Annotated in this window: 20 protein-coding genes; 6 read left to right on the top strand and 14 right to left on the bottom strand. The window is 47.1% G+C overall.

Annotated elements, in window-relative coordinates; genetic code table 11:
* The first annotated feature begins 219 nt into the window (after positions 1 to 219).
* The 3 genes from F7R24_RS12750 to F7R24_RS12760 all read left to right on the top strand — a co-directional run bounded on the left by F7R24_RS12750 (position 220) and on the right by F7R24_RS12760 (position 4,037).
* Positions 220 to 1,698, top strand: coding sequence for a SulP family inorganic anion transporter (locus F7R24_RS12750; protein ID WP_151671644.1), 1,479 nt, complete (start codon positions 220 to 222; stop codon positions 1,696 to 1,698).
* Positions 1,699 to 1,711: 13 nt separating this feature from the next.
* A complete protein-coding gene (locus F7R24_RS12755; protein WP_151671645.1) occupies positions 1,712 to 2,563 on the top strand; it encodes a universal stress protein in 852 nt (283 codons plus the stop codon).
* 109 nt (positions 2,564 to 2,672) lie between these two features.
* Positions 2,673 to 4,037: a TAXI family TRAP transporter solute-binding subunit gene (locus F7R24_RS12760; protein WP_151671646.1), complete on the top strand. Its 1,365-nt coding sequence runs from the start codon at positions 2,673 to 2,675 to the stop codon at positions 4,035 to 4,037.
* Here F7R24_RS12760 and F7R24_RS12765 read toward each other — a convergent pair.
* The 4 genes from F7R24_RS12765 to pomA all read right to left on the bottom strand — a co-directional run bounded on the left by F7R24_RS12765 (position 4,021) and on the right by pomA (position 7,522).
* Positions 4,021 to 4,422 (bottom strand): acyl-CoA thioesterase, encoded by a 402-nt coding sequence (locus tag F7R24_RS12765; RefSeq protein ID WP_151671647.1) that lies wholly within the window; start codon positions 4,420 to 4,422, stop codon positions 4,021 to 4,023. The genes F7R24_RS12760 and F7R24_RS12765 overlap by 17 nt on opposite strands.
* A gap of 15 nt (positions 4,423 to 4,437) precedes the next feature.
* Positions 4,438 to 5,754, bottom strand: a complete 1,317-nt coding sequence (locus tag F7R24_RS12770) for an ABC1 kinase family protein (RefSeq protein ID WP_240776113.1) — start codon at positions 5,752 to 5,754, stop codon at positions 4,438 to 4,440.
* A gap of 67 nt (positions 5,755 to 5,821) precedes the next feature.
* Positions 5,822 to 6,745, bottom strand: coding sequence for a flagellar motor protein MotB (locus tag F7R24_RS12775; protein WP_151671648.1), 924 nt, complete (start codon positions 6,743 to 6,745; stop codon positions 5,822 to 5,824).
* 6 nt (positions 6,746 to 6,751) lie between these two features.
* The gene (gene pomA, locus F7R24_RS12780; protein ID WP_151671649.1) at positions 6,752 to 7,522 is read right to left on the bottom strand and encodes a flagellar motor protein PomA; all 771 of its coding nucleotides are present in this window, start codon (positions 7,520 to 7,522) and stop codon (positions 6,752 to 6,754) included.
* 172 nt (positions 7,523 to 7,694) lie between these two features.
* On the opposite strand from pomA, the gene F7R24_RS12785 reads away from it, so the two are divergent.
* Genes F7R24_RS12785 through F7R24_RS12795 form a run of 3 tightly spaced genes read left to right on the top strand, consistent with a single transcriptional unit; the run spans position 7,695 to position 10,605 of the window.
* Positions 7,695 to 7,940, top strand: coding sequence for an exodeoxyribonuclease VII small subunit (locus F7R24_RS12785; RefSeq protein ID WP_151671650.1), 246 nt, complete (start codon positions 7,695 to 7,697; stop codon positions 7,938 to 7,940).
* Complete coding sequence (locus tag F7R24_RS12790) at positions 7,937 to 8,824, top strand: polyprenyl synthetase family protein (RefSeq protein ID WP_151671651.1); 888 nt, start codon at positions 7,937 to 7,939, stop codon at positions 8,822 to 8,824. The genes F7R24_RS12785 and F7R24_RS12790 overlap by 4 nt, the downstream gene beginning before the upstream one ends.
* Positions 8,824 to 10,605 carry a 1-deoxy-D-xylulose-5-phosphate synthase gene (locus tag F7R24_RS12795; RefSeq protein WP_151671652.1) on the top strand — a complete coding sequence of 594 codons (1,782 nt, stop codon included), beginning with the start codon at positions 8,824 to 8,826 and terminating at the stop codon, positions 10,603 to 10,605. Before F7R24_RS12790 ends, F7R24_RS12795 begins: the two co-directional genes overlap by 1 nt.
* On the opposite strand, the gene ribA is transcribed toward F7R24_RS12795, so the two are convergent.
* The 10 genes from ribA to glyA form a co-directional block, all read right to left on the bottom strand.
* Positions 10,599 to 11,222: a GTP cyclohydrolase II gene (gene ribA, locus F7R24_RS12800; RefSeq protein WP_151671653.1), complete on the bottom strand. Its 624-nt coding sequence runs from the start codon at positions 11,220 to 11,222 to the stop codon at positions 10,599 to 10,601. The two genes, F7R24_RS12795 and ribA, sit on opposite strands and share 7 nt — an antisense overlap.
* A 12-nt stretch (positions 11,223 to 11,234) precedes the next feature.
* The gene (locus F7R24_RS12805; RefSeq protein WP_151671654.1) at positions 11,235 to 11,717 is read right to left on the bottom strand and encodes a phosphatidylglycerophosphatase A family protein; all 483 of its coding nucleotides are present in this window, start codon (positions 11,715 to 11,717) and stop codon (positions 11,235 to 11,237) included.
* A 77-nt stretch (positions 11,718 to 11,794) separates the two neighbouring features.
* Positions 11,795 to 12,769: a thiamine-phosphate kinase gene (gene thiL, locus F7R24_RS12810; protein ID WP_151671655.1), complete on the bottom strand. Its 975-nt coding sequence runs from the start codon at positions 12,767 to 12,769 to the stop codon at positions 11,795 to 11,797.
* Positions 12,769 to 13,245, bottom strand: a complete 477-nt coding sequence (gene nusB / locus F7R24_RS12815) for a transcription antitermination factor NusB (RefSeq protein ID WP_151671656.1) — start codon at positions 13,243 to 13,245, stop codon at positions 12,769 to 12,771. Before nusB ends, thiL begins: the two co-directional genes overlap by 1 nt.
* Positions 13,246 to 13,249: 4 nt before the next feature.
* Complete coding sequence (ribH, locus tag F7R24_RS12820; protein ID WP_151671657.1) at positions 13,250 to 13,723, bottom strand: 6,7-dimethyl-8-ribityllumazine synthase; 474 nt, start codon at positions 13,721 to 13,723, stop codon at positions 13,250 to 13,252.
* A 14-nt stretch (positions 13,724 to 13,737) separates the two neighbouring features.
* A complete protein-coding gene (ribBA, locus tag F7R24_RS12825) occupies positions 13,738 to 14,859 on the bottom strand; it encodes a bifunctional 3,4-dihydroxy-2-butanone-4-phosphate synthase/GTP cyclohydrolase II (protein ID WP_151671658.1) in 1,122 nt (373 codons plus the stop codon).
* A gap of 20 nt (positions 14,860 to 14,879) precedes the next feature.
* Positions 14,880 to 15,551, bottom strand: a complete 672-nt coding sequence (locus F7R24_RS12830) for a riboflavin synthase (RefSeq protein ID WP_151671659.1) — start codon at positions 15,549 to 15,551, stop codon at positions 14,880 to 14,882.
* A gap of 1 nt (position 15,552) precedes the next feature.
* A complete protein-coding gene (ribD, locus tag F7R24_RS12835) occupies positions 15,553 to 16,695 on the bottom strand; it encodes a bifunctional diaminohydroxyphosphoribosylaminopyrimidine deaminase/5-amino-6-(5-phosphoribosylamino)uracil reductase RibD (RefSeq protein WP_151671660.1) in 1,143 nt (380 codons plus the stop codon).
* On the bottom strand, positions 16,692 to 17,183 hold the full coding sequence (gene nrdR, locus F7R24_RS12840; protein WP_151671661.1) for a transcriptional regulator NrdR: 492 nt from the start codon (positions 17,181 to 17,183) through the stop codon (positions 16,692 to 16,694). The genes ribD and nrdR overlap by 4 nt, the downstream gene beginning before the upstream one ends.
* Before the next feature lie 73 nt (positions 17,184 to 17,256).
* Entirely contained in the window at positions 17,257 to 18,513 is a 1,257-nt protein-coding gene (gene glyA / locus F7R24_RS12845) for a serine hydroxymethyltransferase (protein WP_151671662.1), read from the bottom strand.
* Positions 18,514 to 18,695 lie beyond the last annotated feature (182 nt).

Raw genomic sequence — 18,695 nt, forward strand, 5'->3', positions numbered from 1 at the left:
CTTCTTCAGAGGAAAATCACTTGATCTTAAGTCCGCCCTAGCGTTCTTTGAGCGATGCAACGTTACCCTGGTCTCGACTCCGAGTCAGTTATCAAAGCCATCCTGTAAAGGTAAACAGTAAAGCTTTGAGCCAGCATTTCATTTGCATTGTACGATCATGTGAAACATCCATCTTGTTCTCTCGACAGCACATCACTTAACTGAAATACGGAAACCTCTATGCTTCTTTCTTCTACACGCCAAGATTGGCTTGGTAATGTGCGTGGCGATTTATTGGCCGGCCTTGTTGTTGCCTTAGCACTGATTCCCGAAGCCATTGCCTTCTCTATTATTGCTGGTGTTGATCCTCGCGTCGGTCTCTATGCCTCCTTCTGTATTGCTGTGATTATAGCCATTGTCGGTGGGCGACCGGGGATGATATCTGCCGCCACAGGCGCCATGGCACTATTGATGGTCACGCTCGTTCGTGAACACGGGTTGGAATATTTGCTCGCCGCTACTTTATTAACAGGCGTACTGCAAATCATCGCGGGTTATATCAAGCTCGGCAGCTTGATGAGATTTGTATCTCGTTCAGTGGTCACCGGATTTGTGAATGCCTTAGCCATCTTGATTTTTATGGCGCAACTTCCCGAATTAACGAATGTAACTTGGCATGTCTATGCCATGACAGCCGGTGGTTTAGCTATTATTTACCTGTTTCCCTATATCAATAAAACCATTCCATCCCCCTTAGTTTGTATTGTGGTATTAACAGGGCTTGCCTATTGGGTGGGGTTAGATATTCGTACCGTCAGCGACATGGGTGATCTGCCCGATACGCTTCCAGTATTTCTATGGCCAGACGTTCCATTAAACCTAGAAACCCTATGGATCATTTTGCCTTATTCAGCCGCCCTCACCATTGTAGGCTTATTAGAATCATTAATGACCGCAACGATTGTCGATGATTTAACAGACACTAAAAGTGACAAAAACCGCGAATGTAAAGGCCAAGGCATTGCCAATATTGGTGCCGGCCTAATGGGCGGCATGGCCGGTTGCGCAATGATTGGTCAGTCAATTATCAACATTAAATCCGGTGGTCGTGGACGCTTATCAACCATGACAGCCGGTGTTGTGCTATTAATTATGGTGGTATTTTTAAGTGATTTGATTGGCATGATTCCCATGGCTGCTTTAGTAGCTGTGATGATCATGGTGTCCATCGGTACCTTTAGCTGGAGTTCCATTACCGATCTTAAGAAACACCCCATGTCGACCAATCTAGTGATGGTTGCAACGGTCGTTGTGGTCGTTGCTACACACAACCTTGCCTACGGCGTGTTTGTCGGCGTTTTGATTGCTGCGATTAACTTTGCCAATAAAGTAGGCAAATTTTTGTATATCGGCTCTGATGTCAATGAAGAGAATACACGCACCTATCATGTTGTTGGCCAAGTCTTTTTTAGCTCTGCAGATCATTTTACCGACTCCTTTAACTTCAAGGAGGATCTTGATAAGGTCATCATAGACCTAACGCGTGCTCATTTCTGGGATATCACAGCCGTCGCCGCATTGGATAAGGTCGTTATTAAATTCCGTCGTGAAGGCATTGACGTTGAACTGATCGGCATGAACGAAGCCAGTGCCACCATTGTTGACCGTTTCGGGGTTCATGATAAACCTGAAGCCATCGAAAAACTGATGGGTCACTAATAAGGAATTCATAATGAGTAAAGTGATCGCTTCTATCGACACCTTTAACCATACCGCGGAAACCGTATGCGATTTCGCGGCATGGAGCAGCCTGCAAATGCACGCCCCGCTGACGCTGCTGCATATTCTTGAAAAATCTGACAAGCCTGTCAAAACCAACCTCAGCGGCAGCATTGGACTCGGCGCTCGAGAGCAGCTTATGAATGAGCTATCCGAACTCGATGAGAAACGTTCGAAGATTCTAAAAGAACAAGGGCGCCTCATGCTGAAAGAAGCAAAACAGCGTGCTGCAAATGACGGAGTCGAAGATGCAGAATCCTTACAGCTACATGGCGACCTAATCGAGAACTTGTTAGAACTTCAACAGGATATTCGTCTACTCGTGATAGGGCGTGAAGGCAGCCACGAAGAGTCACCTTCCCATATTGGTTCACACTTAGAAAGTGTTATCCGAACCATGCACCGCCCCATGCTGATTACTGTTGGTGACTTCAAAGCACCTGAGCGCTTTATGATTGCCTATGACGCCAGTGAAACGGCCAAAAAAGCAGTCGACATGGTCGCTGGAAGCCCACTATTAAAAGGCATTCCTTGCACTCTATTAATGGTAGGTGCGGATACCAATACATCACATGAACAATTAAAGGAAGCTACTGCTAAACTTGAAACAGCAGGCTTTATCGTTGACCCACAGTTAAAAGCTGGTGAGGTCGATAAGGTGATAGATCAAACGGTCACCGAATTGAAGATTGATCTACTGGTCATGGGAGCTTACGGACACTCGCGTATTCGCCAATTTCTAGTAGGTAGCACGACCACCAAATTGCTTCAACATAGCCGCATTCCGGTTCTGTTGCTGCGTTAATACTCAATAAGAGGTGAACACTTCCCGTTAACCTCTTAACTTGCCATTTAATTGCACCAAAAGCTGAGCATGGTAGAGTATAAGCATTCGCCATAAGGAAAAGGTGCCAATGCCTAAGTTTTCAAGAAACATTCGACTTTTCTTTGCACTCATCAGCGATTCAATTCGTGTACTGATCCCCTTTATTTTAATCGGTGCTGGGTTCTTTTATATTGCTTGGCAGTTTGTTGAACCGGCACCTCCCAATAAATTCAGCATGGCGACAGGCAGTGTCGGTGGCGCATACGAGCAAATAGGAAAACGCTACGCAGAGTCTTTTGCTGCAAGTGACTTTGAACTTGAACTGGTCAATAGTGGTGGTTCAGTTGAAAACTGGAGTCTATTACTGGATAGCAAGGTCGATGCTGCGCTGGTGCAAAGTGGTACTCTTCCCGAGCTTGATGATATTCCTCTTGAGGCAGTTGTCAGCATCGCGCTAGAACCTTTGTTTGTGTTTTATCGTCCGAACCAAGTCAACCTTGCTGATACTGATTTCCTGACTAGACTGGATCAACTGTCAGGTATGCGTATCGCCATTGGCGGTGATGGCAGCGGCACTCGTCAGCTTGTCTATATGCTTTTAGAAGCCGCAGGTCTTGCAGAGTTTTATGAAGCTAACGCACAACTGATTGAAATAGGTGGCGAAGCCGCCGCAGAAGCGCTTCAATCAGGAGAAGTGGACGCAGCCGCCTTTGTGATGGCACCGGACGCACCATTAATGACGAGTCTGTTAGCCGATCCAGAGCTACAGGTAATGAATTTCTCTAGAGCTCCTGCACTAGAAAGACGTTTTCCATTCTTAACCCAGGTCACGCTCCATCAAGGTGTCGTTGATCTACAGTCGAATTTACCCAATCGCGATATACAACTGATCGCCCCAGCGACTTACATTGCGATTCGACAAGGCGTTCATCAATCTATTGTTCAGCTGCTTATTGAAGCCGCTAAAGCGGATCAAAACCGCATCAATCTGATTACAGAGATCAAGCACTTCCCTTCTCTACTCTATACAGATATTCCGATTGCTTCAGATGCGCAATATTTTTATGAACGCGGTCCAAATATCCTGCACAGACATTTCCCTTTCTGGGTGGCTTCGCTGATCGATCGCATGGCGATACTCATCATTCCTCTCTTAGCCATCCTAATCCCGCTAATGCGCATGGCACCACCCGCCTTCCGCTGGCGTATACGTCGTCGTATTTACCGCTGGTATAAACGCCTAAGAGTGATTGATGATGATCTAGCTAAGCCAGACTTACCGATAGAGCTAATTCAAAGTGATCTAGATTTAGTCAGGCAGTTCGAAAACGAAGTGGCGGATACGGTTGTACCTCTGTCGTATATGGAAGAGTTCTACAACCTAAGGCTTCATGTTGCCTATATCCGCAGTCGACTGGAAGAGCGATTAACGATGACTACTCAGCGCCAGTAACCATATGCGCTTGAAGTTGTGTTTTTTGCTCTTCGCTTAAAGGCATGGTTTTACCTGCAGCGAAATCATAACGCACCATCGTCGCTTCGCCTTTGGCACCGAGTGTTCCATTTTGCCAAACCTCTTGATGTACGCCAAACGAACTTCCACCGATTCGACTTACGGTTGTGCGAACTTCAACATCCTTGCCGTAAAATAACTCGCCAACAAAATCGACTTCGATTCTAGCCAGGATAAGCTGCCATTTTTTCATATCTAAATCAGGTGTAAAAATCTTGAAAAGATCGTTTCTAGCCGCTTCAAACCACTGGGGTACGCGAGTATTGTTGATATGACCTAAACCATCGGTATCATAGAACGCAGGTGATATTTGCTGAGTGAACATGATTCAATTCCTTGATTAGTCTAACTTTAACCAAGGCTGCAGTATATCACGACATGCTAAAGAAACCTTAAGTCTTGCAAATAACAGATACAAACCTGCTAATTTTCGATGCAAGAACAGCGCATCAACCGGAGGGGAGTGCCAGTATCCTTCCTGCAAACTTAGCTCCATACCCTGATCACGCAGACGCCTGGCTAAATCAGTCGAGCCAAAGTCGTATCTCTTTGCTCTTAAAGGCTCCATCGCTAGTTCAAACAGTTGCAGAACTGCATGTTGCTGGCTCGAGGTAATCTCTTTATTAAAGTAGCCGATTCGAGTGGCAGCTTGCAGTAAACCCTCTCGATCTTGCTGAAGACCAGCAGCAAAAAGCTGGCGATAGGCCTCGACAAGGTCCGAACCATATTCTCGTGTAGCGCCAAAATCTAATAACACCAATTGAGATGTTTCTGGGTCATACATAAAGTTGGCAAAGTTAGGATCAGTTTGAACTCGCTTAAACTCAAACAATTCGCGAAATAGTAACGAAAGTAATAGCTCAGCACAGCGATTTCTTTCAGCCAAAGGATACTCAAGAAGAGACTCAACAGGCACACCAGACTCAAAACTCATACTGAGTAAATTACGACTACTGAGCTCAGGATAATAAACTGGCACTCTAAAACGATTATCGTCAGACAAAAGCTGACGGTACTCCTTAAGATGGCCAGCTTCGAGCATATAGTCAGCTTCTGCATGCAGTTGAAGCTTGGCCTCCTCGACTAACTCATCAGCAATGACGCCTTTTGGCAGCAACCGTGATATTTTCAATAGGCTAATCACATTATCTACATCGGAGTCGATACTTTTAGCAATTCCAGGATATTGAATTTTTAACGCAAGACTATTTCCATGAAGATCTAAAGCACGATGAACTTGACCAATCGAAGCTGCAGCAATTGGTGAAAAGCCAAATTGCTGAAATTGATCCTGCCAATCGGCACCTAAATTCTCTTCTAACACGCCCGCAAGCTGAAGCATCGGCATAGGGGTCGCTCCTGCTCGCAGCGTTGCGAGTAACTCTGCCAATTCTGGAGGCATGAGATCTCCGGCATCCATCGATAGTAACTGCCCTAACTTCATGGCAGCTCCACGAAGATGCGAGAGCTTTTCAGCGACACGACGAACATTGGCAGGCGTTAATAACAAATCGCGAGCAACAGGTCGGTTCCCAGAAGCTAACTGTCTTGCACCTTCAGCCACCATTCCACTAGCCACGCGTGTGACTAACCCGCCCATGTGAGCCATACGAGAAAAACGCCCTGAGGGCACTGGACGAGAATAGTTATCTTTCACTTAAACCTCCTTTTTGACACTCATACGCCACAAAGGTTGATTTAGTCCACAGAAACCATGTGGAAGATCAGAAGATATCGGCTGGACTGATCGATTGACCATTAAGGTCTTCAGGTGAGGTTGCTCGGATAGGCATACCCAATTCATCTTGGCCACGCTCAAGAATGATTTCAACACGACGATTTCGGGCACGATTGGCTTCGGAGTCATTAGGAACTCGCGGTCTGGCAGAGGCATAACCGGCAACGGTAAAGCGATTCTCATTGACACGTCTATCGGCAAATAGCTCATCTGCCACGGCTAAAGCTCGCGCTGCAGATAAGTGCCAATTAGATGGAAAGGTATTATTGCTAAAAGGAACCGAGTCCGTATGACCTTCAATAGCAACGGTTCCCGGTATGGAAATCAACAAGTCGCGGATCTTAGCAAGAATGGGAATATAATCATCTTCAACAAAAGCAGAACCCTGTGCAAAAGAACCTTGCTCACGTAGGCGAATGATGACCTTAGTTCCTTCAGTCTCAACTTCTACAGCACCTTCACCAATCTCAGAAGCCAGCGCCATAGAGAATTGAATCGCATCCTGCCTTGCTTGTTCTTCTTGCTGTTGCTGCTGATCGTTGGCGGCCTCTCGATCTTGTACAACCGCTTCACCCTCTTGAGAGCGAACATCTAAGGTGTGTAGTTCGACAGCGGTGGTCATCTGCCTGACTTCATTTAGCGGTGTAGGCTCAGGTCGACCAGGGCTAAACTCTTGCGCGATGATAGAGGTTCCCTTAGGAATATCTTCAACTTTGATCTGTGCCTGAACACCAAAAGCTTCGCGCATCGAACCCGCCAATTGCTTAAAGCGCAAAACGTCCATTTCAGAAAAAGATAACAACAACACGAAGAAACACATCAACAGTGACATTAAGTCACCGAAGGTCGCTAACCAGGCGGGGAGGCCCGGTTTACAGGGGGGACAGTTACATTCTTCTTCTGCGCTCATCGGATACTAGCCTTCCGTGGAAGCTGCATTGGCAAAACGTTTTTTCTCAGGTAAATAATTACGCAGCATCTGATCGATGACACGTGGGTTTTGACCCGCTTGAATTGCTAATAAACCATCGATAATCAGCGCTTGATTCAACGCTTCTTCGTTGCGTCGTAAATTAAGCTTATCGGCGATAGGTATAGCAAACATGTTCGCCATCATTGCACCATACAGAGTTGTGAGAAGTGCGACCGCCATCGCAGGACCTATCGCTTTTGGATCATCCATATTAGACAGCATCGCTACCAGACCAATCAGTGTTCCGATCATACCCATGGCAGGCCCTACATCACCTAAGGCCGCAAAAATTTTCGCACCAAAATCATGACGATCATAGGTTAAACGCGCTTCTTTATTAAGCAGCTGCCGAACCACCTCAGGGTCATGACCATCAACTAATAATTGGATGCCACGCTGCATAAAATCACTGGAGACCTGCTTATCCTCCAAAGAAAGTAAACCGCCTTTCCGAGCCGCATCGGCCATCTCTACTGTTTCAGCGATAATGTCTTCAGGATTAACCGACTTAAACATAAAGGCCTTAGCAGCCACTTTACCCGCTGCTAAAAACTGCCCTAATGTAAACTTCATCAGAACGACGAAAATACTGCCGCCAAGAACGATCAACAGAGATGGCGCGTTGACAAACATGCCTATCTCACCACCCAAAACCATTGCCATGATAATGATGGCAAACGCACCAATAATACCGACCAGTGTAGCTATATCCACGAACAGACCCCTGATATAGACATTAAAACGAAAAATACACGTATATTAGGAAGGATAATACCAGATTTATTAGCAGGTTCACCTGCTATTTAACTATTTACTAACGATGCTGATTGACCCAGCGCACTAGGTTGGGTAACTTGCAGCGTTACTTCCAACAAAGGTAAACCTCATGTCAGCAACTGAACAAACCCCAAGCTTTGAAGAAGCGATGGAGCGTTTAGAAACGCTTGTGAGTCAAATGGAAAGTGGATCACTGAGCATTGAAGCGTCACTCAGCTCCTTTGAAGAAGGCATACGTTTAACACGTCAATGCCAAAAGATTCTGCAGGACGCAGAGCAAAAAGTACAACTATTGACCGAAGAGAAAGGCGAAATTATCGCCAAACCCTTCCATGAAAATGAGGCAGATGCGTGAGTCTTGAAGCTCAACTGAAACTGTTTTCTGAGCGCGTAGAAAATTGCCTCAAACACAGCATAAGCACGGATAACAGCATACATACCCCGTTACAGGAGGCGATGCTTTATAGCCTACTAAATGGCGGTAAGCGTATACGCCCAGTACTGGTCTATTTTGCCAATCAGTTTTGTGGTGGCTCATTAAGGCTTGCTGATCCTGCTGCCACCGCCATTGAGATGCTGCACAGCTATTCGCTTGTCCATGATGATCTTCCCGCAATGGATAATGATGATCTAAGACGCGGCAAACCAACCTGCCACATCGCTTTTGATGAAGCCACGGCTATTCTAGCAGGTGATGCGCTGTTGACGAGTGCCTTTGAAAGCTTAAGCAAACCGCAACAAGGTTATACCGCTGAACAACAACTGGCCATGGTCTATTGCCTCAGTAAAGCGGCTGGCGAAAGAGGCATGGTGTTAGGTCAAGCCTTTGATTTAAGTCATGTCGGTCAACCGCTCACCCTAGACCAACTAAAACAGATGCATGCCCTAAAAACAGGCGCATTAATCACCTGTGCACTTGAGTTAGGTGCGCTGTCAGCGGGTGAATTACAAGGTGAAAGACTGAAAGCCTTAACAGCCTTCGGTGAAATCATTGGGCTTGCCTTTCAAGTTAAAGACGACCTATTGGATATTGAAGGCGATACCGTCACGCTGGGTAAGCCTAGCGGTTCCGATATAGAGCGAAATAAACCGACCTACCCCGCCCTATTAGGCATAGATGCCTGTAAATCTTTACTTGAAGACTTACTTCAAGAAGCACACACTCTTCTTCAACCCTATGGTGAAGATGCCGCTGATCTGTTGTCACTGGCTAACTATATTGTAAGACGCAACTACTGATGCTAGACAAACTCCCTGACATTCCGCCACCAACGCCCTTGCTAGATCAAATACAGACACCTGTTGAGTTGCGCCAGCTTGCCATCGCACAACTACCCCAACTTGCGGAAGAGCTACGTCATTGGTTGCTATACAGTGTCGGGCAAACCGGAGGACATTTTGGCGCCGGATTGGGTGTTGTCGAACTCACACTCGCACTGCATTATTGTCTCAATACGCCCGATGATTTTTTAGTCTGGGATGTCGGGCACCAGTGCTACCCGCATAAAATCATTACCGGTCGTAAAGATCAGATGGTAACCATGCGTCAGCGCTATGGTCTGGCTCCTTTTCCAAAGCGTGATGAAAGCATTTGGGATAGTTTTGGCACTGGGCACTCCAGTACCTCAATCAGTGCAGCCTTGGGGTTTGCATTAGCTGCTGCAATAAAAGGTGAATCCAAACACAGCGTTGCTGTGATAGGTGATGGCGCGATGACAGCGGGCATGGCATTTGAAGCGATGAATCACGCTGCTCACACCAACGCTAACCTACTCGTCATTTTGAACGACAATGATATGTCGATCTCACCCAATGAAGGTGGATTAGCGACCTATTTGGCCAAGAACTGTCGTCATCAAATGAATGGAGAAACATCCGCTGCATTATTTGAAGCACTCGCGTTTACCTACACCGGCCCTATCGATGGTCATGACTTACCGCTGCTGATTCATACCTTAAAAACAGTACTGGAGCGAAAAGGCCCGCAATTTTTACATGTCGTTACGCAAAAAGGAAAAGGCTACGCGCCTGCAGAGGCTGATCCCGTTGGATTTCATGCCATTACCAAGATTGAACCTGTTAGTGCGCCAAAAACAGCCAAACAAAAACGCTTCTGCAACATCTTTGGTGACTGGTTAGTTTCACGAGCCAAAACAGATCCAGCGCTCGTTGCGATTACACCCGCCATGCGTGAGGGGTCGGATCTGATCGCTTTTTCCAAGCAATTTCCCGATCGTTACTTCGATGTCGCCATTGCTGAGCAACATGCACTCACCTTGGCTGCAGGTTTTGCCACAGCGGGTATGCAACCTGTCGTCGCCATCTATTCAACCTTTTTACAACGTGGCTACGACCAACTGATTCATGATCTAGCCATTCAAAAGCTAGACTTAGTGTTAGCAATCGATCGTGCAGGCCTTGTTGGTGAAGATGGCGCAACCCATGCAGGCAGTTTTGATATCGCTTATTTGCGCTGCTTACCCGATGTACAGATTCTAACGCCTTCGAGTCATGATGAGCTGACGCAGATGCTCGACTATGCCCGTCAAACAGCAGGCATTGTCGCCGTCAGATATCCTCGGGGGAGTGAAGCGATCAAGTTGCCAAAAGCGAACACCACGTCTGCATTACCGAAAGCCAGACATGTTCGGCAAGGCAACACCCATCTGTTATTAAATTTCGGTCCATTACTGGATCAAGCCTGGCAAGCGGCAGAAGTGTTAGATATGACACTGATCGACATGCGCAGCGTTAAGCCATTAGATGGCGAAATGCTTTCAGAGATATTACAAAAAGATCAGTTGGTGATCACCCTTGAGGATCACTCTGTCATGGGTGGCGCAGGATCAGCGGTGAGTGAGTGGTTACATAGTCATAAATACCTAAATCCCTTATTAACACTCGGCATTCCGGATAAATGGATTGATCATGCAACACGTGAACAACAACTACGTAGCTGTCGCTTAGATGCGCTCGGGATCGAGCGCTCGATTAAAGAGTTTTTACAAGTCGATTATTGATCTGGCCAATCATCGTCGGGAAAGTGTTCTTCCTGCATCATATGGCCTAATTTGCCCATCTTAGTGTGCAGATAACCTTCGTTATGACTATTTTTACCAACCTGTAAGGGAACACGCTCTGCAACCGTAACACCAGCCGCTTCAAGCGCTTTCACCTTACGTGGATTATTAGTCATCAATCTAACGGATTGAATACCTAAATGCTTTAACATCGGTAAACAGATGCTGTAATCACGCATATCTGCGGCAAAACCTAACTGTTCGTTAGCTTCTACTGTATCCGCTCCCTGATCTTGCAGATGATAAGCCTTTATCTTATTCAAAAGCCCAATACCACGGCCTTCTTGGCGCAGGTAAAAGAGCACACCACGCCCCTCTTCAGAGATACGACGTAATGCTTCTTGAAGCTGAAAACCACAGTCACAACGCAGACTAAACAAGGAATCACCCGTCAAACATTCTGAATGCATACGCGCTAGAACAGGTGCGCCATCACTAAAATCACCACAAATAAGGGCGACATGCTCTTTTCCTGTCGCAGTGTCTTCAAAACCCGCCATGGTAAATACACCCCAAGGGGTTGGCAGTTTGGATTGTGCGATAAACTCGACTGACAAGATGAATACCCGTTAACTAAATAAATAAACTAAAATTTGCAGAACAACCAAGGCATAGATACCTGCGATCACATCGTCCAGCATAATACCTAAACCACCACTGACACGACGATCAGCCCAACCGATAGGCCAAGGTTTCCAGATATCAAATAAACGAAACAGCGCAAACCCTAACAGAATCCAAAACCAGTGCATCGGTACGGCAAATAAGGCGATCCATAGCCCGACAAACTCATCCCAGACAATGCCACCGTGGTCATGCACACCAATATCAGCTGAGGTTTGATGACATATCCAAACGCCGATGATGGTGGCAACGATCAGTGTTAACAGATAAGCATCTGTTGATAAGGGTGCAAAGACAAACAACCAGATCGGTAAGGCAGCTAAAGTACCAAAGGTACCCGGCGCAACAGGAGCAGCACCGCTACCAAAACCAAATGCCGCAAAATGAACGGGGTTGCGCCAAACCGATGCGGGGGTTTTATCTGCCATATTGACTCCTATTGAACTGTTATTCGTAACTGCCGATCCGAACCGTTAATTAGAACCGCTAATTTCAACAACGTAACCTAAACACCTTTAAAGTGATCATAGCCTTGCTGTGAATAACCCTGAACTAAAGGCTCGCCCTGTTTCAACAAACATAGTGTAGGCGCTGCAATGATTCGACCGATCACCGTTAACGGAACCTGCTGAACTTGCGCAATTGATTGCAACCTTGACCAATGCTGTTGTGAAAAAGTTACGCATAATTCAAAGTCTTCGCCGCCCGTTAAGGCCCATTCTTCTCGTTTCTGCTCATCTTTGGTGAAGTCAATGAGCGCTTCAGAATAAGGCAAACGTTCAACGTCTAGCTCTGCACCACAGTCACTGGCCTTTAAGATATGCCCTAAATCAGCCATCAAACCATCAGAAATATCGATAGCACTTGTCAGGTAAGGCGCCATTGCTTGCGCCATCGTTAATCTCGGCTCGGGCTGATAAAAGCGTTCTCGTAACCATTCTAGGCTAGAAAGGGATGCTTTTTGTGGGTGTAGAAGACTCTCTAGACCAGCTCGACTATCACCTAACGTTCCTGTGACTGCCACCCAATCACCAACACACGCACCTTGACGCTTTAACGCATGCTCTTTAGAAACCGAACCATGCACCGTTAAAGACAACGCCAAAGGCCCACGCGTGGTATCACCGCCGATCAACGTAATACCTAACTCGGCAGAGCGCTGAGCCAAAGCAGACGCAAAACTGTCTAGCCAGGACTCAGAAAGATCGGGTAGCGTCAGTGCCAAGGTATACCACAAAGGCCTTGCTCCCATGGCAGCTAGATCACTGACCGCAGCACCTAAGGCTCTTTGTGCCACTCGCTCAGCTGGCGTATCGGGTAGAAAGTGAACCCCCGACACCAGTGTATCCACTGATACCACGAGCAGCTCACCTTCTGGCACATGAAGCAACGCCGCATCGTCACCGATACCCAGCAACACATTGCTAGAGGTCGGTTGTTTACGAACGAAGTAACGTTGAATCAGTTCAAACTCGCCCATTAACGCTCACGTCTGGCCATCACTTCCGCTGCACGAACCTTTTGCGCCAACTTATCTAAGACACCGTTAACATAACGATGACTTTCGGTGGCACCAAAGGTTTTTGCCAACTCTACACTTTCATTGATTGCGACACGATAAGGTACTTCGAGTCGCTCAATCAGCTCATAGGCACCGATACGCAGAACCGCCAACTCTACAGGATCAAGATCATCAACCGTACGATCCAAGAACAATGAGTAGGCTTGATCCAAGGTTTTCGCACGCGCAGTCACGCCGCGCAACAACTCACCAAAGAGTGCAACATCCGTATCTGACATGTCATTATTGACACGAAACTGTGCTTCAATCTCGTTGACTGGCAAGGGTGCCATTTGCCACTGATACAGCGCTTGCAAGGTGTAGTTGCGCGCATTACGACGCATCTCTGTGCGTGAATATTTACGCTTTTTTTCTGAACCGGATGACTCACTCATTCAATCAAGCCTCAAGGCGACGCATTAGGCTAACCATTTCTAGAGCCGACATGGCTGCTTCAGCGCCTTTGTTACCCGCTTTAGTACCTGAACGCTCAACCGCTTGTTCAATGCTGTTCACGGTCAGAATGCCGTTCGCTACGGGCAGGTCATAATCCATCATCACTTGTGCGATCCCTTTTGAGCTTTCAGCTGACACATACTCAAAATGGGGAGTACCGCCACGAATCACAGCACCCAATGCGATGATCGCATCATCTTTTTTCTGTCCGGCAATCACTTTCACAGCTAAAGGAATCTCAAACGCACCGGGCACACGAATAATACGAATATTATCTTCTCTAACACCGTGACGCTTCAGGGTATCTAAAGCACCTTCTAACAGGCTTTCTACCACAAACGCATTGAAGCGGCCGACCACAATTGCATATTTTCCATCGGCGCTAACAAAATCGCCTTCATAAGTTTTAACTGACATAGTCACAGTTTCCGTTATTCGTCTTGATAAGGTATGTATTCTTCAATCTCTAAATCAAAGCCAGAGATTGCATTAAACTTCATCGGGGCACTCATTAAGCGCATTTTACCCACGCCTAAGTCACGCAAAATTTGTGAACCCGTACCTACCGTTAAGTAGGCACCAGAGGCACTGACGTTTACTTTAGATCGCGCCATACTTCCGTTTAGCATCTGATCCACAGCATCGCCCAAGTCGATACGATGACCACTGTCTAATAACAGCACCACACCGCTGTCTTCTTCAGCAACGCGACGCAATGCACGACGCATGGTCCACTTTTTCTCTTCACTGGTCACCGCGCCTACCACATCTCGTAGCACTTCAGAGCGGATATGCACCCGAACCAACGTGGGCTTTTCAGGTGAAATATCACCTTTGATCATCGCCAAATGAGTACAGTTTTTGATTTCATCACGGTAGGTGACGTAGCGGAAAGTACCATATTCCGTAGGTAACTCACCCTCACCTTCACGAGTGATAGTATGCTCATTTAAGGTACGGTAATGAATTAAATCAGCAATCGTACCGATTTTTAAGCCATGCTTAGCCGCAAACTTTTCCAGATCGGGACGACGCGCCATACTGCCGTCATCGTTCATCACTTCGACGATCACCGATGCGGGTGTTAAGCCCGCTAAGCGCGGTAAATCACAACCTGCTTCGGTATGACCGGCACGACTCAACACACCACCGGGCTGAGCCATCAATGGGAAAATATGCCCAGGTTGAACAATATCTTCCGCTTTAGCATCGGCTTTAACGGCCACCTGGACTGTATGCGCACGATCGGCAGCAGAAATACCCGTGGTGACTCCGGTCGCGGCTTCGATGGACAGCGTAAAGTTAGTCGAAAACTGTGCACCGTTACTGCGAACCATCAAAGGCAGGTTTAACTGCTCACAACGCTCACGTGTCAGCGTTAAACAGATCAGTCCACGCGCATGAGTCGCCATGAAGTTGATATCTTCAGGACGTACTTTCTCTGCGGCTATCACCAAGTCACCTTCGTTTTCACGATCTTCGTCATCCATCAGGATGACCATTTTGCCTTGGCGTATATCTTCAATTAATTCTTCGGGGCTATTCAGCTCCATAGTAACTCTCCGGATTGGTATCAACGGCGCATAAAGCCGTATTCTGCCAGTTTTTCTTGGCTGATACCTGTAGATTCGTTTGAATTCTGGTAATTTTGACCGCTTCCGGTCAATAAACGCTCTAAATAACGGGCAATTTGATCCACTTCAAGGTGTACCTGACGACCACTTTGATAATGAGCCATAATGGTTTCTTGAGCCGTGTGCGGCACGATATTCAGCTCAAACAGATCGCCATTCACAGCATTGACGGTCAAACTGACCCCATCCACAGTAATAGAACCCTTGTGCGCAATATAACGACTTAAATCACTGGGTGCTTTTAAGGTAAAACGAATCGAACGCGCATCATCGTGACGCTCCACTACTTCACCTAGACCATCAACGTGACCGCTGACTAAATGACCACCTAAACGACTGCTGGGCGTTAATGCTTTTTCAAGATTAACGGGCTCACCGATTTTTAAATGCTCGAATCGAGTATAGGCTAGGGTTTCTCGCGATACATCGGCAACAAAGCCATCACCGGGCAATTGCACAGCGGTTAAACACACGCCATTAACAGCAATACTGTCACCCAACTTAACATCCGTCAGATCCAACTTTCCTGTGCGCAGGGTTAGCTGCATATCGCCATCTTTCATGCGAATATCAGCGACTTCTCCAACAGCTTCAATAATACCTGTAAACATCTTAATGCTCCGTAAGCGGCGTATAAGTCATGCGAACATCTGCTCCCAATTGGCGCAGATCCGTTAAAGTCAGCCGTCGTTGCTCAACCATGTTAGTTAACGGCAATTTCACTAAAGGACGCGCATCACTGCCTAATAAAGTCGGTGCCATATACACCACCCATTCATCGACCAGCGCTTGCTCTATAAAGCTTCCTGCCAGCATCGCGCCTGTTTCAACCAATAATTCATTGCACTGTCGTTCTTGAGCTAAATAGTCTAACACTTGGGTGATAGGCAACTGCTTGTTTACTTCGGTTAACGATAAAACGGATGTGCCAAGATCAAGCAATGCACGACGTTTGCTGGCATCCGCCTGATCAGTGGTCACCACTAAAACCTGTGCAGGATTTTCCAGTATGTTAGCGTCCAAGGGTAAACGAAGGTGTGAATCCATCACCACGCGCAACGGCTGATGATCAATACCTTCAGAAACTAAACTTGGATCACGCACCGTTAACTGAGGATTGTCTAACAGCACGGATCCGATACCGGTCATGATTGCAGAACTTCGCGCACGCAGTCGCTGAACGTCGGCACGTGCTTCGGGGCCCGTAATCCATTGCGACTCTCCACTGTGCATGGCTGTTCGGCCATCCAAACTCATCGCTGACTTAAGACGAACAAAGGGGCGCTGATGGCGCATCCGTTTAATAAAGCCAGGGTTCAGTGCTTGTGCTTGATCCGCAAATAAACCACAGGCGACGGTGATGCCTGCTTCTTGTAACTTTTGCAATCCTCGTCCTGCCACCAACGGATTAGGATCTTGCATGGCAACCACAACACGCGCTAAACCTGCCTTAACCAAGGCATCCGCACAGGGCGGTGTGCGACCAAAATGACTGCAAGGTTCTAGCGTGACATAAGCCGTTGCACCTCTTGCCCGTTCACCTGCTTGCTGTAACGCAAGCGGTTCTGCATGAGGTTCGCCCGCACGCTGATGCCAAGCTTCTCCAATGATTTGATCCGCTTTAACGATGACACAACCCACACGAGGGTTAGGATCCGTTGTGTAGAGCCCACGTGCAGCCAACTGCAACGCTCGCGACATGTAAATGCGATCTTCAGTGGTGAAAGGTTCACTAGAACCGATGACCTGACTCATTCACTAACCTCGGATGAGGACTCGCTCGCCGAGGGTTGATTGGAAGAAAGACGATCAATTTCCTGACGGAACTGGTCAATATCTTGGAAACTTCGATACACAGAAGCGAAGCGAACGTAAGCAACCTGATCAAGTTTGTGCAGCTCTTGCATGACGGCTTCACCGACATCACGTGAGGGAACTTCTCGCTCACCCGTTGCGCGAAGGCGATGTTTGATGCGCGTTAAACAAGCTTCAAACTCTTCGACACTCACCGGACGCTTTTCCAAAGCACGCTGGATACCTGCTCGAAGTTTGTCTTCATCGAAAGGTTGGCGGGTACCATCGTTTTTGACCACTTTAGGCATTAACAGCTCAGCGGCTTCAAAGGTGGTAAAACGCTCATGGCAGCTGATACATTCACGACGCCGACGGATCTGCTGACCCTCAGCGACGAGCCTGGAGTCAACCACCTTGGTTTCATGTTCGCCACAAAATGGACAATGCATCTGCTGCCTCGGTACTAAAGAGCGTTGATAGGTACTCTACGAGCACCTATTTTTTAACTGCTTATTTTTTAAATCACTTATAGACAGGGAAGCGTGAGCAGATCTCTTTAACCTGGCTCTTCACCTTAGCAATGGTTTCTTCATTGTTAATATCGTCTAGGATATCGCAAATCCAACCCGCTAATTGTTCCACTTCCGCCTCTTTAAAGCCACGACGCGTCACCGCAGGGGTGCCGATACGCAAGCCAGAGGTCACAAAGGGTGAACGAGGGTCATTAGGAACAGAGTTCTTATTCACGGTGATATTGGCACGACCAAGCGCAGCATCGGCATCTTTACCAGTAATATCTTTCTTAATCAGATCCACTAAGAACAAGTGATCTTCAGTGCCACCCGATACAATATCAACACCACGAGCTTGGAACACACTGACCATCGCCTTTGCATTCTTCACGACTTGTGCTTGATATTCCTTCCACTCTGGCTCCATCGCTTCTTTAAAGCAGACCGCTTTGGCAGCGATCACATGCATTAATGGACCGCCCTGAGACTCAGGGAAAACAGCGAAATTAAGTTTTTTCTGAAGATCTTCGTCTGCACGAGCTGATAAAATCAAACCACCACGTGGACCGCCCAAGGTTTTGTGAGTCGTTGTGGTTACAACATCCGCCAACTGAACAGGTGATGGATAAACACCCGCGGCAACAAGACCTGCAATATGCGCCATATCGACGAACAGGTAAGCACCCACTTTGTCCGCAATATCACGGAAACGCTGCCAATCCACAATGAGTGAATACGCAGAAAAACCTGCAATAATCATGCGTGGTTTATGCTCTAGCGCCAGCGCTTCCACTTGATCGTAGTCGATTTCACCAGTCTGTTCGTTCAGGCCATATTGCACAGCATTATAGATACGACCCGAGAAAGAAACCGATGCACCGTGGGTTAAGTGACCACCGTGAGCCAAGCTCATCCCTAAAATAGTATCACCGGGTTTACACAGCGCCATAAATACTGCTGCATTGGCTTGTGAACCCGAGTGAGGCTGTACGTTAGCATAAGTCGCGCCGAACAGTTCCTTCGCACGATCAATCGCAAGATCTTCTACGATATCAACGTACTCACAACCACCATAGTAACGCTTGGCAGGATAGCCTTCGGCATACTTATTGGTCAGTTCAGAACCCTGTGCTTCCATGACACGTGGACTGGTGTAGTTTTCAGATGCGATCAATTCGATATGCTCTTCTTGACGCGTCGCTTCGGACTGCATGGCAGACCAGAGTTCCGGATCATAACCGGCGATTGTCATGGCTTTGCTGAACATGGGCTTCCTCTGAATGATGACCAAGTTGGACGGCGCTTGATTTAAGCTCAGCGCAAAAATGTACGCCACCCTGAAAAAAGAGCCACATTATAGTACAAAGTCTAGGCAGAAGGCACATGAAAGGCGATCATCTGTGCTTGAAAAGATTTTAAGTGAGGCACCCACTCTCGTCCTTATAAGCT

The organism is Nitrincola schmidtii, assembly GCF_008973715.1.
In the GTDB taxonomy this organism is placed as follows: domain Bacteria; phylum Pseudomonadota; class Gammaproteobacteria; order Pseudomonadales; family Balneatricaceae; genus Nitrincola; species Nitrincola schmidtii.

Excerpts from the sequence above, each read along its gene's own strand:
- F7R24_RS12750 (WP_151671644.1), top strand. The coding sequence starts at position 220 with ATGCTTCTTTCTTCTACACGCCAAGATTGGCTTGGTAATGTGCGTGGC.
- F7R24_RS12755 (WP_151671645.1), top strand. The coding sequence starts at position 1,712 with ATGAGTAAAGTGATCGCTTCTATCGACACCTTTAACCATACCGCGGAA.
- F7R24_RS12760 (WP_151671646.1), top strand. The coding sequence starts at position 2,673 with ATGCCTAAGTTTTCAAGAAACATTCGACTTTTCTTTGCACTCATCAGC.
- F7R24_RS12765 (WP_151671647.1), bottom strand. The coding sequence starts at position 4,422 with ATGTTCACTCAGCAAATATCACCTGCGTTCTATGATACCGATGGTTTA.
- F7R24_RS12775 (WP_151671648.1), bottom strand. The coding sequence starts at position 6,745 with ATGAGCGCAGAAGAAGAATGTAACTGTCCCCCCTGTAAACCGGGCCTC.
- F7R24_RS12785 (WP_151671650.1), top strand. The coding sequence starts at position 7,695 with ATGTCAGCAACTGAACAAACCCCAAGCTTTGAAGAAGCGATGGAGCGT.
- F7R24_RS12795 (WP_151671652.1), top strand. The coding sequence starts at position 8,824 with ATGCTAGACAAACTCCCTGACATTCCGCCACCAACGCCCTTGCTAGAT.
- F7R24_RS12805 (WP_151671654.1), bottom strand. The coding sequence starts at position 11,717 with ATGGCAGATAAAACCCCCGCATCGGTTTGGCGCAACCCCGTTCATTTT.
- thiL (WP_151671655.1), bottom strand. The coding sequence starts at position 12,769 with ATGGGCGAGTTTGAACTGATTCAACGTTACTTCGTTCGTAAACAACCG.
- nusB (WP_151671656.1), bottom strand. The coding sequence starts at position 13,245 with ATGAGTGAGTCATCCGGTTCAGAAAAAAAGCGTAAATATTCACGCACA.
- ribH (WP_151671657.1), bottom strand. The coding sequence starts at position 13,723 with ATGTCAGTTAAAACTTATGAAGGCGATTTTGTTAGCGCCGATGGAAAA.
- ribBA (WP_151671658.1), bottom strand. The coding sequence starts at position 14,859 with ATGGAGCTGAATAGCCCCGAAGAATTAATTGAAGATATACGCCAAGGC.
- F7R24_RS12830 (WP_151671659.1), bottom strand. The coding sequence starts at position 15,551 with ATGTTTACAGGTATTATTGAAGCTGTTGGAGAAGTCGCTGATATTCGC.
- ribD (WP_151671660.1), bottom strand. The coding sequence starts at position 16,695 with ATGAGTCAGGTCATCGGTTCTAGTGAACCTTTCACCACTGAAGATCGC.
- nrdR (WP_151671661.1), bottom strand. The coding sequence starts at position 17,183 with ATGCATTGTCCATTTTGTGGCGAACATGAAACCAAGGTGGTTGACTCC.
- glyA (WP_151671662.1), bottom strand. The coding sequence starts at position 18,513 with ATGTTCAGCAAAGCCATGACAATCGCCGGTTATGATCCGGAACTCTGG.